Below are 16,011 nucleotides of genomic sequence, written 5' to 3'. Positions count from 1 at the left end.
ATCCTGTTCAAATGGACTTTCAGGATGAATTAGAAAAGTGTAACTTTACCTACCCCGAATATACTTTCTTCGAATAACATAGTAAACTTGTTCTCCCAAAATGGAGAATAAGGCTGCCTAGAAGTTAAACCTCCCCGGTCCTTTATACGAGTAAACATTCATTATCATAGATAAAGGAATATCGTATATCTATAAACAAAAAATGTTCATCATTTAATGGAAAGCTGAAGGTGCGAATCATATCCTTTGTCTCAATATCTGAATAGATGTCGGACAAGATCCCTTTCCTCCACGTTTTCATTTGCATTACATTTTCTAGGAAATAGGGACGAAACGCCCAATTAGAGCCTTTTTTATCTTGTTCAAGCTCCCATATTTGTTCTCGTTTGCGAAAGTTTGAAGACACTTGCTGACCGTCACTGTTGCAAACAAACATGCGAAAGCTTTCTTCATCAAATTGATCCGTCACAAACTCCACAAACGAATCTACCTTTCTAGCTCCCTCCCATTTAGGAAGCAGTCCTTTCACCTTTTGTTCCCAGGACAAGGTGAAGGTGAGTCGCTGTTCTACCAAAGATTTCTCTCGTAAGATATAGGCAGTAACCTTTTCCCCAATATCTAATGAAAGTAAATTTTTTGTAACGAGCTCAAATCCTGGTTTGGCCAGGTAGTGCCCTTGATAATAGCGTCCTCCATGTTTCCAGGCAAAGTATAGCTGAAAATCATCCTCAATATTTTCAAATAGCAAGGCAGCACCTATGCGGTGGGCTAACATCGATAGTGAATACATAATATCTTGAAACCCGTCAGAGTTATGCTTACGGATCATCTTAGTATCTATTTTTAGAATGTTGGGTTCAAGCTGGCGGATTCGATCTATGTTAGAGCTTTTAGCACCTACGTGATCTACAGCAATTTGTATCCCATATGTTTTGTAGTATAGAAGTAAGTGACTAAGAACTTCAAACTCTTCATCAAAGTCATGTTCTGTAAGCTCAATGACAACTCGGTTCATGGAAAATCCTTTTTGTTCAAACATAAGCAATGTTTCTAGCAAGTCTTCCCCATCATTAACCATTAATTGCTTGGCGTTTCGATTGAGAAACAATAGACCTTCTTTGTTTGACTCGAGAATTTCTGAGATAGCTATTTGTAATAAGTGTTGATCTACTTCAACCTTGAACTCGTCTGGTACATCATTATCATGAAAAAAAGGGCCGAGGCTCATCCATTTTTCCGTATCATGAAATCGGCCTAACACTTCATATCCGATCACATCGTGTTTAATAGCACTGACAATTGGTTGATACACAGGCTTTATGTTATGCAGATTCTCAACAATATCTAACGGATCCATGAGTCTCCCCTCTTTCACTCGGTTTTATAAAAACTCATTCTGCTTGGGATGAAACACATCATTTAAAGTTTACCACGGAAATAATTTTTACACATCAAAAGCCCCCTAATGAAGAGGAGTTAGAATCTGAATATAGTCGACCATTTTTTCCACTACTTTTTTTCACAAAGCAGCCTTTATTGGTGAGTAAATCATACCCCAATCAATGTACCTATAATATATCCGTAATATTAGAAAACGCTAAAAAAGGGTAATGAAAGCAGACCTTGTCCTGGATTTTGAAAAATCCATAACGAAAGATTTGGCCGTCTCAAAAGAGTGGTTTAATCTTATGACAAAAAATAAGTGGTTAGAGCAGCCGTCTCTTGCCCTAAATAGAAAAAAGATCTCTAGAAACAAATAACGAACCCACACACCTCTCTTTGCTGGAGGTGTTACATTTGACCTACCTGATCCAACACCGTGAATGTTGTACTCATTTAAATAATTTATCAAGCTTCTTACGTCGATATCGGAAAATCTCAGCTAGTTTCTTTTCGACACTAGCCTTGTGTACGATCCGTCCAACCGTTGCAAAAGGAAGGGCATAATGAACAATATCGATCATTTCCATCCCGTGCTCAAGCTGTTTAAAGTGATGTTGATGGTGCCAAAAGCGATAAGGGCCAAAGCGTTGTTCGTCTACAAAGTATTTTCCCTCCACCATATGAGTGATTTCCGTCACCCAATTCAAGGAAACCCCTAACAATGGCTGTAAACGGTAGGTTGCAATCATGCCTGGGTACATCTGTTCAGGCAACTCGCCAGTTACCTCAAACTTCATCCAAGGTGGCGTAATGTCTGATAAATTTCCCGCATTAGAAAAAAAGGTCCAAGCTCGATCCACTGTAATAGGAAGCTGTTGTCTTGTCTTCATCACATATATTTTCAAAACACTCTCCCCTTCCGATGGTTTACATTTATTGTTGCAGGTTAATAATCGCTTCCGCTACAAACAGACTGAGTACAGTCACGAGCGGCTTCTCCTCTACTATCTTCAACCCCATTTATCTATAGACCTGAGAATAACACTTCTACTTTATTTTCGGTTATCAATAAACAGCTAGTAAGAAATAAGACGTTGCAGAGTATATATGAGGTCTTTGCACACAAAAATCATCGGTTATTTCATACATAACGAAAATGCCAAAATACATTCCTTGTAGAAATGAACAAACGTCATTTTTTCAACGGCCTCGTATTAAAAAAAGCTATCTTTACACCTTTATAATTTCCCCTTAATTGAAAATACTTACAAAAAGGCAAGGTTATAAGGATAAATCCCAAATGGTGAAGTCAAATGAGATTCTGTTTTCAAATCTATTACCCTACTGTTTAAAAAACTGCAAAACGGGTATTGAAATAATAATAGAAGAAAGGAGATTGACATGGCTAAACCAATTGAGATTTCTAAAGTTCGCATTTATCAGGATGATCCGCCGAATCGCCGTGCATACATCGGCAATTTTGCTGAACCTTTTCACTACGGCATTCATGGCGGCGTGAAGGACTTTTACAAAGCAGAACCAGAAGTAGAACACCCGTCGACCCTTGATCATATCGTCGCTTCAGCTGCTGGCTGAATGACCGGGACACTTTCTGGCGCGCTGGAGGCGCGCAAAATTCCAACATCACCGGATAAACTACAGGCAGAGGCTCAAGGTACCATTGATGCTCCTGAAGGTGTAATGAAAATCACACATATTCAAATCCATTTTCAACTTGAAATCCCGAAAGATAAACGTTCAGAAGCAGAACGGGCTTTATCCGTATTTGAACGTAACTGTCCAGTTGCCCAAACGTTGAAGGGCAGTGTACAAATTGATTATGATTGGGAAATTAAAGAATTGGATTAGAACTTGGACCTTCTTCTTATCCATTATCCTCTTTGATCTATCTTATTTCATTAAGAAGCGCAAAACTTGAATAACGGACAGTCTAAATATAGTCAGTCTGTTTCGCTGTTTTCGACTACAAGGAAGATAATTGGAGATAACGCGAATTAAAACGAGGGCAATACTGAAAAAATCAGATTGCCCCTTTCGTTTTGCTGACGGTATCCCAAGGTATGTAATTAAACTTGAATAAACCTATTGAGACCTTTTAATACGAAAAATCATTCATTGGGTAAACTTAAATCGCCAGTTTTTTGCTTAGCATTAAATATCCACTTAAGATTGATAGAATCCCCTTGATATTGATTTTGTGGCTCACCACTGTCAACAAATTCAAATTTTACAGCAAATAAGTTTGATTCGCCTGCTTCTAATCCAGCTCCGTGACCATCAACTTCTGGGTCAATTACATTGGCTCTTACAAGGTTAAGAGATTCCTGAGAAAGTTCTGCCAATGTGGTTTCATAGACAACGGTATAATCCTTAGAGTCATTAATAAGAAAACTTAGTTCAATTTGTTCGCCAAAGTCACCTGTATTATCCCCATTTACATCCGTAACACTATATTCCGTATTCAAGACGATCTCGCTCATATCAAGATTACCTATATTACTTAGATTAAATTCCCGGATAACCTTGTCGCCTGGCTTCATGCTATCCAAATCAATAATATTTGTTTCACTTGTGGAAAGGTCCAATGTCCCAGCCGCGAATGTATTGTTGGTTACTTCTTGATCACTGAAGTATGCGTACGTTCCCCCCCTACTAATGATAATCCAAGTGCTGCAGATGCAATGCCTAAGCTTAACTTCTTTTTAATGCCCATTACTTTAACATTCCCCTTTCTTCCTACTCTTGGAATAGGTGATATTTAGTATTTTGAACCCCTTTATGGGATATCAAACGCTAGTTGTTGATGCTCCTTCCTTTTTCTTAGGCTCATCAATTTCTTTAAAGGCTTTCCAAATCATGATGACAGAATAGATAATTAGTAGAATTCCTGGTAGGACTATGAGTAGTGCGCTTCCCTCTTTCGATTGAGCATAGTGTATAAAATAGCCAAGAAATGGAACGGAAAATCCGGTATAAACAGCTTTAACATTCTCTGGGAGAACGGGTTTTAAATCTTGATTTTCGTTGTTGTCACCCTTTGTAATATATTTTGGCTGGTTATCAGTACCCTTAACCTCGTAGATACGGTGAGTGACAGTTGTTGCTTTGTCTACCTTATAAGTAATTACGTCACCTTTTTGTAATTGGGATGTCTCTTTAACGGGTTTTACTGCAATGACCGACCCAGTCTGAAAAGTCGGCTCCATCGAACCTGATAAAACCGACTTAAATTGATAACCCAAAATGCTAGGTTCACTACCAGAGACCTTTGATGAAATAACAACAAAAGCCATAAAAATTAATATGATACATAAAATAGTGGTCACTGCGCTACTTAGCCATTTTTTAAGTGTACGGAAAGTCATTTTTTCCCCTCGCTTTTATGTAACTGCTTTTTATCTTCAACGTCTTTTTCATTTAATTTTTCCTGGTCCTTTTCCTCCTCTTTCTTTTCCACGGACTGACTATCACTGACTGGTTCATTATTAATAGATTCTTCCTCTTCACGGTCTTTTTTTGCAGTTTCTTTTTCCTTTGCAGCTGCCTGATCCTCCTTTACGACTTTTTTATCCTTCTTTACTTCTTTCGTCTCTGTTTGTTCATTGTTCTTTGGTTTGTCCTCTTTATCAGTGGTTTTCTGCTGGTTATCTTTATCAGTTGTTTTTTGTTTATCTTCTTTGACTGGCTCTGGCTCCGCCTTCTCTTTCTCAATTTCCCATGTTCCCGCCGTAATGGTGCCAAATGTCTTTTCTGTATCGTTGAAGGAAGCATTAGTTGCTGTAGTTACATTCATGAAGCCGATAAAAGTAATAGAAAGGATAAGGCCTAATTGCGTACAAAAGATGGGAATCCAGTGTTTATGTATAAAAGTTCTTACTCGCTTACTAATGTTGACTGATACCTCCCTTTTCATGAACACCAAGAGTGAATATTCGTAGTTTCTCTCCATTTTTTTACTTTATAGTATTTCTATTCGCAGTTTTATTACAAATTCCTTCGTTTTATTTCAGAAAATTACAAAATAAGCAAAAAGTAGGGTGGTATGATAGGTGAATTGTAATGTTTTTTACAAAACAAAAAATCCGTCTATACTAAAACGGGTATATCAATTAGAGCACTTATATTCGTCAGGGGCCATGACAATAAAGTTCTTGGTAGATGTCTCTTCAATAAAAATTTAAAACACCTCTCATCATGACAAATGAGAGGTGTTTTATTTGTTTTTCATCTATGAATCAGGGGGGCTGTTCTAACCACTTCAAAGGAAAAGAGACCCCAGTTATGGTTTCACAACTGGATTCTCTTCGATTTTTATTGACTATAAATTATTTCCCTTCTATATATGCATATTTGTACGTATAATCAGGACTCATTGGATTGACTGATACATTTTTTACATAAGGTTTCTTAAGCTGTGCTAAAGCACGTTGATAAAGGGGTACAAGAACGGCATCTTCCTGTATGAGCATTTTCTCAGCCTCAAGGAAGGTTTCAAAGCGTTCAACAGGTTTCTGGGCTAGTTCCGCTCCAGCCTTTTCTATTAAGGCATCATACTCCTTACTGGAATAGCCAGTTTTGTTATTGCCGCCGTCTGTTACCCATATGTTTAAAAATGTATTTGGGTCCATGTAATCTGGTGCCCAGCCCGTACTCTGGATATCGTAATCCATCGATTTATCACGGTCCAGTTTAACCTGGAAAGGAAGACTCTCAACGTTAATAGTCAATCCTTCAAGTTGTTCAAGCTGGTCCTTAATATAAGCGTCAAGATTCTGTGATACCTCCGTGTCACCGCCAATATAACCTAACTCTACCTCTTGAACTCCTAATTCCTCTTTTGCCTTAGCCCATAACTCTTTCGCCTTTTCTAAATTTGATTCAACTAGTGTCCCGTTAATTTCACGGAAGTCCTCGCCCGTTTCCGGGTGCTGGGTAAAGCTTGCAGGGACAACACCACCAGAAGGAATTGAACCGTTGTTCAAAATGACATCTACCATACTCTGGCGATCTATAGCGAGTTGAAGTGCTTTTCGCGCATTAACGTTAGAAAGAACTTCATGCTCCTGATTTAATTTCAGATAAAATACAGTCGGTTCTTCAATGGTACGGAACTCTTCTGAGGTACGGTATTCATCCACAAATTCCGATGTTAAATTCACCCGGTCAATTTCGCCTGTTTCATATAAATTAACGGCTGAAGCTGTTTCTTTAACAATGCTTACGTTGATTTGATTAAGCTTTACTTTGTCCGCATCCCAATAGTTTTCATTTTTCTTAAGTACAAAGTCTTGTCCGTGGTTCCATTCAGAAAGGACAAATGGACCGTTCGAAAGGAGCGTTTCCGCTTCTAGGCCATAGTCCTCCCCATGATTTTCTACAAACTCTTGATTAAGTGGCAAAAACGTTCCAAACGTTGTCATAGATTCAAAGTAAGGTGTTGGCTTTTCAAGGTTTACTTCAAGTGTATAATCATCTACAGCTTTAACACCGAGTTCTTCAACAGGTGTTTCCCCTTCCGAGATTGATGTAGCATTTTTAATAACGCCACCCATCATATACGGCCCGTATTCAGACCCTGTATCTGGATTAACTGCACGCTGCCACGCAAAGACGAAGTCGTGTGCTGTAACCGGATCACCATTCGACCATGTCGCATCCTCACGCAAAGTGAACGTCCAAGTCAGACCGTCATCGCTCACTGTATGTTCTTTAGCAATGCCCGGCTCTGGCTGCGTATTCTCCCCAAGACGATAAAGCCCATCCGTCGTGGTTGCTAACCATTGCATGGTCACTGCATCGGCAGCAAGTGAGGCGTCCATCGTTGGAATTTCCGCAGTTTCAATGATGTTAAGAACCTGTTCACTATCACCAGATCCCTCTGCATCCCCTTCACTGCTGCTATCTGAGCTCGTCTCTTCTGAACTTCCCCCATTACAAGCAGCAAGGGTCACGCTTAGTACTAGCGCGAGTGCTAAAAATAACCAATTTGCTTTTTTCATTTAAAAAACCCCCAAAAATATTTATCTTCCAAGTAATTATACCAATATATGAAACCGCTTTCAAAAGACTTCCTTCAAAAGGAGCTCAGTCTCCTACGTTTACTTTATCTCCCTGCTAAGTTTTCCACAAGGAGGGCCTGGTTTATTATCGTTAGGAATATTTTTATAGCCAGCCATTTCGATCATCTCCGCGATGGTTTCTGCGGTGCTTCCAGATCGTTGGTCGTCAATCGATGTATTTACCATTAGATAATTGGCAAGCCAAGGGGACAATACTCCAAACAATTTCTCCATCACGATCAAGGACACTGAGAAACGTTTTTTAGTTGTAATAGAGGATGTTCAAAAAGTCACCAAATGATAAACGCCGAATTTCTTCGTTGCTCGGTTTTTCCGGTCCTCACGTAGGAAAGGCATACGGCTTGCGGTCCTCAAAACTTTCGCGCCTCGAACTTCTTGCGACGCACAAGGAACGTGGTAGTGTCGACTTTGTCACAGGATGTGACGTTTTTTGTCGACGTTCTCCTTCGTTTTTGAACACACACTATAAATAGACTTTTTAAGTGCTTTCATCACGATCACTCTTTTTTTTGGGATATTTTTTTACGATCTGCTGCTCCAGGGGGTTGCTCCAGCCAACCGTTATCAATCATAATATTTGAACCATCTTCAGCATAAAGAGCGGTATCCGCCATTAAACGCGTATAAGATAGACCGAGATCACGCCTAGGACTGGATTGATACCGCAAAACCATATTGGGCTACGCCAGAAGCTGTAAAAGTTGTCGCATGGTACATCATCATTTTATCCGAGAAAGGAGCGATAGTCGAAGTCGTAACTTCCGACGTGAGAATGTTTGATCCTTGAGGTAAGTCACCCTCTAATAAGATAGAACTAAATGTTTCAAAATGCTTTTTAGTCATTCTTTTTCCGCGCTCAAAGTACTTCCTAACCTCGGTCGCTTTTGCTGTTTGAGCAAAACCGGTAACCAGTGCTTCTCCTAATGCAGTCCGCTTGGTATTATAGATTAGATCAGAAATTTCAATCCCAAGCAGAGGACGCCTGTCGAACCAACCTGCTAAAAAATCCTGCCTTTTGACAAAATCAATTTCATCTGGCGTGGGAATAGTAGGAGCAAAAATATAAATCCCTTTTTTTATGGCTAGTTTTGTCGCTTTTGTAAAAAGTTCCTGTGTCTCATTTAAACACCTTGAATAAAAAGCCATTACATCATCACGTGTCGTTATCGATAATGCAAGACCGTAAGCAGGTAAAGCGAACTTCGCCATATCAATCATATAATAGAGGCACAGATTATCCGAGTATAATCGCGGTGCATCAATATTAACATCATTTTCAGTAAAACCTGCAGGGATGGGATACTTCTCCTTTTTTAACATTTGAGTGACCTTAGTAACATGTTCTTTTGAGAGGCGAATAGCGTATTCTAAAACGGAACGTATTTCCCGATCCTCCGTATGCTTCGCTAAGTAGGAAATCATATGAAACGACATCGAATCATTTTGATAAGATATCCAAAGATTTGCGATTTCAGGTGCCGTTAATTGTGTTTGATTAGTTTTCAAAGGGTTCCAGCTCCTATAAAAAGAGTATAGCCATTATTTTGAGCTTGTTTTCTATGAATATACATTTTGGAGAGGAGACAGAATGTATTAAGCCATTTTGTGTTCGTACCTGTATAAGAAAATGCCTGTATTCATCATACGATAATACAAAAGTTATCCCTATCTCCAATTTATAACTAGGTGTTTTGCCCTCCTAAGAACCATGATAAGATGAAGATATCTATGAAGTGAAGGAGCCTCAGTATGAGCCATTCATCGAATCGTTTAAACGGATTTACCGATAGCCCGGATTCTCCAGAAGGCTTGGCAGATCGCATCGCAGAGATTATAGGCTGCCCTGTCACTATTGAAGACTCCAACCACCGGATCGTTTCTTATAGTAAACACGAACATAATGTCGATGAAGCAAGAACGGCTACCATCATGAGACGCAAGGTTCCTGAACGTGTCATTAACGGTTTGTGGAAGCACGGGGTTATGTCGAAGCTATTCGAAAGCGGAGAACCAGTTGTCGTTCCCCCTATTGACGAAATCGGGCTCGGGAACCGAATCGCTGTTTCCGTCCGAAAAAATAAAGACATGCTCGGATTTATTTGGGCCCAAGCAAATGATGTGAAGATTACAGATCATCATTTGGAGCTGATCAAGGATGCTGCACAGCTTGTCAGTCACCACCTTCTTCATCATCAATTAAAAAAAAGGAAGTCTGAAGAAAACCAGAAGGAATTTTTCTGGCAGCTTCTAACTGGCACACTACGGCACAAATCAGAAATCGTTCGTCACGCTAAACGGTTCCGAACAAAAATAACCGGACAGCTATGTGTAGCTGTATTTGAGTTTGACGAGAATATGAATCAATCAGTCGAACGACACGCCTATTACTTGACCGAAACGCTTCAGCAAACCCGGATCGTCAGCAGACTTTTTGATGAGAACCAGCTCATCTTACTGGTGCGATCGAGCGAGGAGGAAGACGCTGCACGCATCTGTCATTCCTTCATTACTGATTTCACACAAAAAATGAGGGAGCGGCTGCAATTCGAAGACGTGAAGGGATCGTTTGGATCAATCTACGACTCCCCTGAATATGTTAGCGATAGTTACAAGCAAGCCTTGAAGGTACTCGAGCTGAAAAACCAATTCCCTAAAGCCCTAAACCACGTATTCAGCTATCAAGATCTCGGATTCTATCAATTCATCAATGAGCTGGCCTCCCTTCGCAGCCGCGAGCAATATCAAAATGCTTTTCTCAAAAAGTTATATGAATACGATGAGCGGAACAAATCGGAACTCGTCACAACGTTGAGGGTTTATTTATCCTGCAATAGTAACGTCCATAAAGCCTCTGAACAAATGCATATCCATACCAATACCTTGAATTACCGCCTGAAGAGGATAAAGGAAATTGGCTCGATTGATTTAAAAGACCCCAATCAGAAGACGACGTTATACTTAGATTTACTCATAGATGAAATGGAACGAGATGATTTGTGATTTTACACAAATCATCTCGTTCATTTTGTGTATTTTCCCTAAACCAAAAACCAAAACAGCAAGATATACTAGCTGTAACAAGAATAAAGAAAGGTTGGGAATAGAGATGATTATCGGCGTACCAAAGGAAATTAAAAACAATGAGAACCGTGTGGCAATTACCCCATCTGGAGTAGTCAATGTTATCAAAGCTGGACACACCGTCCTGATCGAATCAAGTGCAGGGCTCGGCAGTAATTTTACAGACGAAGAATACAAAGCATCTGGCGCCACCATTATTGAAAGCGCTTCAGACATTTGGGCGAAAGCAGAAATGGTTATGAAGGTGAAAGAACCCCTCCCTTCTGAATATGGCTACTTCCGTAAAGGGTTGATCTTGTTTACGTACTTGCACCTTGCAGCAGAGCCAGAGTTGACGAAGGCTCTAGTTGAAAACGAAGTAACTGCCATCGCTTATGAGACGGTCACCGTCAACAACTCCCTGCCGCTTCTTACACCGATGAGTGAAGTAGCCGGTCGTATGGCTTCACAAATCGGTGCCCAGTACCTTGAAAAGTCATTTGGCGGAAAAGGAATTCTCTTAAGTGGCGTTCCCGGAGTCAATCGCGGAAAAGTAACTATCATTGGCGGCGGAATCGTCGGAACAAATGCGGCAAAAATCGCTGTAGGACTCGGAGCTCATGTCACCATCCTCGATTTGAACCCAAACCGTTTACGCGAGTTGGATGATTTATTCGGATCCGACGTACAGACACTCATGTCGAACCCTTACAACATTGCGGAATCGGTGAAGGATTCTGATCTGGTCATAGGAGCTGTCCTTATTCCTGGAGCCAAAGCACCTAAACTCGTCACAGAAGATATGGTCAAATCCATGAAACAGGGCTCTGTGATTGTCGACGTCGCGATTGACCAAGGCGGCAATTTCGAAACCGTCGACCATATCACAACACACGATGATCCCATCTATGAAAAACACGGCGTGCTTCATTATGCAGTCGCGAATATTCCAGGTGCCGTCCCGCGCACAGCTACGATCGGATTAACGAACGTGACGATTCCGTATGCGTTACAAATTGCTTCTAAAGGTGCTGTAAAAGCCATCGAAGAAAATAAAGCCATTGAGCAAGGTCTCAATACCATCAATGGAAACCTCACCTACGAGGCTGTAGCACGCGACCTTGGTTACGAGTATGTACATGTTAAACATGCTTTAAGAGAAAATATGCACGCATAGGAAATAAGGTCTGTCGTCAAATAGGTAAACTTTTTTCTAAAAATGTGTATGATAAATGCAGAAAAAGGATACACATAAACAGATTGACAACAGCTTGCGGCTTGTGATCCCTGGATAGTTGCTCTTTGAACAAAGTGCAGCCTAGATTGAAAAAATAGACTCCCTATTCGTGCCAGAATAGGGAGTCTATTTTTTATGCGCATAATCGCCACTACTAAAGCAATGATCGAAACAATTAGCATGCTAGTGCTCACAGGCCACACATCCCCTTCAGCGATGTAAGATGGGGGCTAGCCGAAAGCCTATTCTGTTAAAAGACAGTCATTTTAAAATATGTAGTCTGTCCCAGCTGCACTAAAGCACGCAGCCCCTATTTTCATTCACTTCTTCCCTGGCTTAATTTAATAAGATAGATATCTCTCACCATATTACCCATTTGCTTCATTCTATTATATTCACCGTTCACTAATTCACCAACAACGAATGACCTAACGATCGAACCAACATATAGCAGCAGTACAATAAACAATATAAAAGCCCCAATGACACGGTAGCTTCTTCTAAACTATTGATCTCGTTAGTAAAAATATAAGTAATATACTGGATCCAAATGGGAGCTATGACGGCAGCAATAAGCCCCCAATTGATTAGGAAAGGAACCTTTAAATCCTGAGCATTTTTATCGATTAGCTCAATTAAATACTCAAACTGATGGGGCTCTACAATACCTTTCTGCTCCAAGTAATCTGCGAACTCTTCTTTTCTTTTGTTAAAAACGCCCTTAGGTGAATCTTGGTTATATACTTCTTTGGCGATTCTGCCCTTTTCCCTCTTTACATATAGCATCAATAATACATTAGGGATAAAGGCCAACAGAATGAACCACTGTACCTCACTCCAAAAGGAAACAAATAGTAAGCCTAACGAAATCACAACAGCAGTCAAAAACAATGAAACGACCAGCCATTTTATCATATGTTTAAAATACACATTCCAAAAGGACAATTTTTCCTTATAAAAGCCGAACAATTCATAGACCAAAGTGATCACCTTTTTCACTAGTTTAGTCAGCCGTACTATTATTAAATAGACTTATTAGAGGATGTTCAAACTTCCATCAAACAGGTATTCCCTCATGCTGATAGGCAAATAACCGAATGGGTCATTTCCGACAAAAGTTAAAATAATCCTAAACGATGCCGCCAACAGCCTTATAGACTCAAAAGGGCATCGCATGTATTAAGAATAACCACCGAATTGCCTTGGCAAGGTAAGGTGGTTGTACTTTGTTTGACATTGAATATGTAAATATATAACATCAATTGGAACAGGAATTCTAATGGTAAATTTAGCTAAAATACTCCTTTTGTAAAATGGCCATCAAAGTAATTCCATACCACCTGCCATTCCTAAATAAATGCTCTTTAAGTTCTCCTTCCTTCACAAAGCCCAATCTTTCATATAATTTAATAGCTCTATAATTGAATGAAAATACCTTTAAATACACCTTATGTAAATTCACCTCTGAAAAGCTATAGTGTAGCAATAACTGCATAGCTTCCTGACCAAACCCGTTCCCCCAATAATCTTTATCCCCTATATCAATTATACATTCAGCATTTCGATTCTCGTAATCAGTATGGATTAAAGAAACTATATCTATTGGTGTGTTTTTATCATTAAGCTCGATCATGTAACATTTTGAATCATAGGAAGCGGTAATACTCCTTATGAATTCTTCAGTTTCTTCGAAAGTATAGACATCCAGGTTTGGACTTGTGTTCTCCATTACCTCTGGATCATTTCTCCACCTATGATAAATAGCTGCATCGTCTTCAGTTACCTTCCTGAAGTGTATTCGGTTACTACTAAACATCTTTATCATTCCTTCTATAAATTGATCTTCGCTCTCTTTTATCGTAAATATTTATCGTATTTATCAATGTCCCCTGGATTTAACCCCGTACTCGTTTGGGCCTCTTTTTGCATGGATTGGTTACAGCTTTTACAAACATAACTTGCTTCAGGATTCTTTAGAATTCTTTGGTACTGGGTATCTGAACGATCAATCGTATATTTCTTTTTGCAAAAAAAGCATATAGTCTTCAGCATTCCATACCTCCTCCAAATCATGTTATATAACCTTACCATTCTACAAAGTCTATTCTATTCCTCCCTTCTTTAGAAAACTTCTCTTTCTTATTCCGCGATTATGATGAGACTGGATTTATGCTAATAAATAAAAGCTGGATGAACAAAACAATTTCTAAATCTATTTTCGAGTACTATCCTTCTTGGGTTATTCAGCACCCTTCCCTCTTCCTTAATAAACAGGAAACCTTACAAATATGTAAAAACGGGAAAAGTATTCAGACATACCCTGTTTAGAGATGCCTGAATACGATACAAAAACACTAGGTCGTAACCGTTGTAGAAGAGTCGGTAGCATAATTTAATACTTCCAGAACGACCGGGGAACCTGCTAAAATCGGTTCACCGCCTGCTGGTACTGCAATCGCCAATGATCCTATTCCAGTTGCTCCTGCCGTGTACGTAGATAGTCCTTCCATTTGTAAAACACCATTCACGTTTACATTGAAATAACTATTATTGGCAACAAGCTCAGGAAGCTCTGTCACAGCTGAACCATCATCTGCAAAAAAGTCAGCCGCATCAATAGTTAATGTAGAACCGGCAGCCGTTTCTCCTGTCGTTACATGAAAAAATCTCGTATCGGTTGGAACAACATCGGTTGTTGTACTAGCACTTATAAGTAGTTTCATTAGTTGTAGTGCCATCATTCTCCTGGATTTATGTCAAGAAAATGGACACTCAAAATGTTGATTTATCTAGACCCCTACCGCGCTCCGCTTGCTGGCCTCTCAAGTAAAGAAGGGCCCTTGCCCCTTCTTTACTTGAGAGGGTAACTAAAATGACTTATACCGGCCTTCACCTCTTGGATATACTTTTTTCGTAAGCTATAGGTGACATGTATTGAATGGCTGAATGAATACGCTTGTAGTTGTAAAAGGTCATGATATAGGCGAATAGGCTTCGTTTAGCTTCTTCACGTGTTTGATAGTTCTCATGGAATATGAGCTCCTTGTTGAGGACACTGTGAAAAGATTCGATACAAGCATTGTCATAACAGTTTCCTTTTCTACTCATACTCGTCGTTACATCATTGTTTCGTAGAATCGCTTGATACTCGTTTGCAGCGTACTGACTACCGCGATCAGAGTGATGAATAAGTCCTTCTTTTGGCGGCTGTTGATCCATAGCTCTCTGTAAAGCCCTGATCGTCAAGGCTTTGGTCATTCGATGGCTCATTTCCCAACCAATGATTCTCCTTGAAAATAAGTCCATCACCGCGGCCAAATACAACCAACCTTCCTTTGTCCACACGTATGTGATATCACTCACCCAAACGGCCCCAGGTCGATTCACTTGAAACTGTTGGTTCAATAGATTGGGATAAATAGGATAAGAGTGTTTGGAATTTGTCGTCGCTTTATACTTCTTTACGGTTTTGGAGCGCAGGCCATTCTCCCTCATGATCCGAGTCACGGTCTTTTGAGATACATTCCACCCTTGTTGTTTTAATTCTTTCGTAATTTTCGGACTCCCGTATCTTCTTTGAGACTCCACATACACCCGTTTTACTTGGGCAGTCCGTTTCTCTTTTCGCCTTTCCTGATTACTCTGGGATCGTTTACGCCACTCATAAAAACCGCCTTTAGAAACACCTAATACCTGGCACATCTTCGCTACACGGAACTCGTGTCGGTGCTTTTCGATGAAGTCGTAGATTACTTCTGATTTTTGGCGAAGATGCCCATCGCCTTTTTTAGAATGGCGACTTCTTCTTTCAGATCACGAATTTGCTTATCCTTTTCATACTCGGCAGCATCTCTCGGACTTAGGTTCCCACTCCCAACAAAGCTGTCTTCCTTATCTTCCTTGTATTTCGTTACCCATTTATTCAGCGTCTGATGGACTAAATCAAGTTCCCTTGCCACTTCCGCAATCTTTCTGCCATCTTCCACGACCATTTTTACCGCATATAATTTGAATTCTTTATCGTAACGTTTACTCATTTTGGACACTCCCATCTCTGTGTCCAATTTCTAGGCTAACATTATCCTCCTTCCTTCGATGTAGTATATGAATTTCAAGTAATAGTGCTTGGACGAAAAACAGTGATATAGCGTACAAATTTGTTATTAAAAAAACATATCGAGAAAGTGTACCCTTACAAACTCTTATTACAGAACAAACCCCCATTCTCTA

At 39.9% G+C, this 16,011-nt stretch carries 18 protein-coding genes and 1 pseudogene; 4 read left to right on the top strand and 15 right to left on the bottom strand.

Going from position 1 to position 16,011, the window contains the following annotated elements:
• Positions 1-142 precede the first annotated feature (142 nt).
• Both MUO14_RS17010 and MUO14_RS17005 read right to left on the bottom strand, forming a co-directional pair.
• Positions 143-1,357: an EAL domain-containing protein gene (locus MUO14_RS17010; RefSeq protein ID WP_244751787.1), complete on the bottom strand. Its 1,215-nt coding sequence runs from the start codon at positions 1,355-1,357 to the stop codon at positions 143-145.
• 475 nt (positions 1,358-1,832) lie between these two features.
• Entirely contained in the window at positions 1,833-2,288 is a 456-nt protein-coding gene (locus MUO14_RS17005) for an SRPBCC family protein (protein WP_244751786.1), read from the bottom strand.
• 496 nt (positions 2,289-2,784) lie between these two features.
• Between MUO14_RS17005 and MUO14_RS17000 the strand changes: the two genes are divergently transcribed.
• A complete protein-coding gene (locus MUO14_RS17000; protein ID WP_244751785.1) occupies positions 2,785-2,979 on the top strand; it encodes a hypothetical protein in 195 nt (64 codons plus the stop codon).
• Positions 2,980-3,252, top strand: coding sequence for an OsmC family protein (locus tag MUO14_RS16995; RefSeq protein WP_244751784.1), 273 nt, complete (start codon positions 2,980-2,982; stop codon positions 3,250-3,252). It begins immediately after the preceding gene.
• 260 nt (positions 3,253-3,512) lie between these two features.
• On the opposite strand, the gene MUO14_RS16990 is transcribed toward MUO14_RS16995, so the two are convergent.
• The 8 genes from MUO14_RS16990 to MUO14_RS16965 all read right to left on the bottom strand — a co-directional run bounded on the left by MUO14_RS16990 (position 3,513) and on the right by MUO14_RS16965 (position 8,990).
• Complete coding sequence (locus MUO14_RS16990) at positions 3,513-4,061, bottom strand: TasA family protein (protein WP_318036043.1); 549 nt, start codon at positions 4,059-4,061, stop codon at positions 3,513-3,515.
• Complete coding sequence (locus MUO14_RS24620) at positions 4,016-4,117, bottom strand: TasA family protein (protein ID WP_318035976.1); 102 nt, start codon at positions 4,115-4,117, stop codon at positions 4,016-4,018. Before MUO14_RS24620 ends, MUO14_RS16990 begins: the two co-directional genes overlap by 46 nt.
• 73 nt (positions 4,118-4,190) lie before the next feature.
• Positions 4,191-4,769, bottom strand: a complete 579-nt coding sequence (sipW, locus tag MUO14_RS16985) for a signal peptidase I SipW (protein ID WP_244751783.1) — start codon at positions 4,767-4,769, stop codon at positions 4,191-4,193.
• On the bottom strand, positions 4,766-5,317 hold the full coding sequence (locus MUO14_RS16980) for a SipW-dependent-type signal peptide-containing protein (protein WP_244751782.1): 552 nt from the start codon (positions 5,315-5,317) through the stop codon (positions 4,766-4,768). The genes sipW and MUO14_RS16980 overlap by 4 nt, the downstream gene beginning before the upstream one ends.
• A 412-nt stretch (positions 5,318-5,729) precedes the next feature.
• Complete coding sequence (locus tag MUO14_RS16975) at positions 5,730-7,403, bottom strand: peptide ABC transporter substrate-binding protein (protein WP_244751781.1); 1,674 nt, start codon at positions 7,401-7,403, stop codon at positions 5,730-5,732.
• Between the two features lie 99 nt (positions 7,404-7,502).
• Positions 7,503-7,700, bottom strand: coding sequence for a hypothetical protein (locus MUO14_RS16970; protein WP_244751780.1), 198 nt, complete (start codon positions 7,698-7,700; stop codon positions 7,503-7,505).
• 281 nt (positions 7,701-7,981) lie between these two features.
• Positions 7,982-8,098: a DUF3231 family protein gene (locus MUO14_RS24820; protein ID WP_396265848.1), complete on the bottom strand. Its 117-nt coding sequence runs from the start codon at positions 8,096-8,098 to the stop codon at positions 7,982-7,984.
• Between the two features lie 31 nt (positions 8,099-8,129).
• On the bottom strand, positions 8,130-8,990 hold the full coding sequence (locus MUO14_RS16965; RefSeq protein ID WP_244751779.1) for a DUF3231 family protein: 861 nt from the start codon (positions 8,988-8,990) through the stop codon (positions 8,130-8,132).
• 243 nt (positions 8,991-9,233) lie between these two features.
• On the opposite strand from MUO14_RS16965, the gene MUO14_RS16960 reads away from it, so the two are divergent.
• Together MUO14_RS16960 and ald are read left to right on the top strand one after the other, a co-directional pair.
• Positions 9,234-10,484, top strand: a complete 1,251-nt coding sequence (locus tag MUO14_RS16960) for a PucR family transcriptional regulator (protein ID WP_244751778.1) — start codon at positions 9,234-9,236, stop codon at positions 10,482-10,484.
• A gap of 106 nt (positions 10,485-10,590) precedes the next feature.
• Complete coding sequence (gene ald, locus MUO14_RS16955) at positions 10,591-11,721, top strand: alanine dehydrogenase (protein WP_244751777.1); 1,131 nt, start codon at positions 10,591-10,593, stop codon at positions 11,719-11,721.
• Between the two features lie 465 nt (positions 11,722-12,186).
• Here the strand turns inward: ald and MUO14_RS16950 are convergent, their stop codons facing one another.
• The 5 genes and pseudogenes from MUO14_RS16950 to MUO14_RS16930 all read right to left on the bottom strand — a co-directional run bounded on the left by MUO14_RS16950 (position 12,187) and on the right by MUO14_RS16930 (position 15,818).
• Positions 12,187-12,762 carry a hypothetical protein gene (locus MUO14_RS16950; RefSeq protein ID WP_244751776.1) on the bottom strand — a complete coding sequence of 192 codons (576 nt, stop codon included), beginning with the start codon at positions 12,760-12,762 and terminating at the stop codon, positions 12,187-12,189.
• 307 nt (positions 12,763-13,069) lie between these two features.
• Positions 13,070-13,597: a GNAT family N-acetyltransferase gene (locus MUO14_RS16945; RefSeq protein WP_244751775.1), complete on the bottom strand. Its 528-nt coding sequence runs from the start codon at positions 13,595-13,597 to the stop codon at positions 13,070-13,072.
• 38 nt (positions 13,598-13,635) lie between these two features.
• Positions 13,636-13,833 (bottom strand): DUF2197 domain-containing protein, encoded by a 198-nt coding sequence (locus MUO14_RS16940; protein ID WP_244751774.1) that lies wholly within the window; start codon positions 13,831-13,833, stop codon positions 13,636-13,638.
• Positions 13,834-14,135: 302 nt separating this feature from the next.
• On the bottom strand, positions 14,136-14,519 hold the full coding sequence (locus tag MUO14_RS16935; RefSeq protein ID WP_244755636.1) for a DUF4183 domain-containing protein: 384 nt from the start codon (positions 14,517-14,519) through the stop codon (positions 14,136-14,138).
• A 151-nt stretch (positions 14,520-14,670) separates the two neighbouring features.
• Positions 14,671-15,818 (bottom strand): annotated as a pseudogene (locus tag MUO14_RS16930) (IS3 family transposase).
• Positions 15,819-16,011: the final 193 nt, after the last annotated feature.

It is taken from the genome of Halobacillus shinanisalinarum (assembly GCF_022919835.1).
GTDB classification, from domain to species: Bacteria; Bacillota; Bacilli; order Bacillales; family Halobacillaceae; genus Halobacillus_A; species Halobacillus_A shinanisalinarum.
Note: the sequence above shows the minus strand (reverse complement) of the source record. Positions and strands in the feature narration are given on the sequence as shown.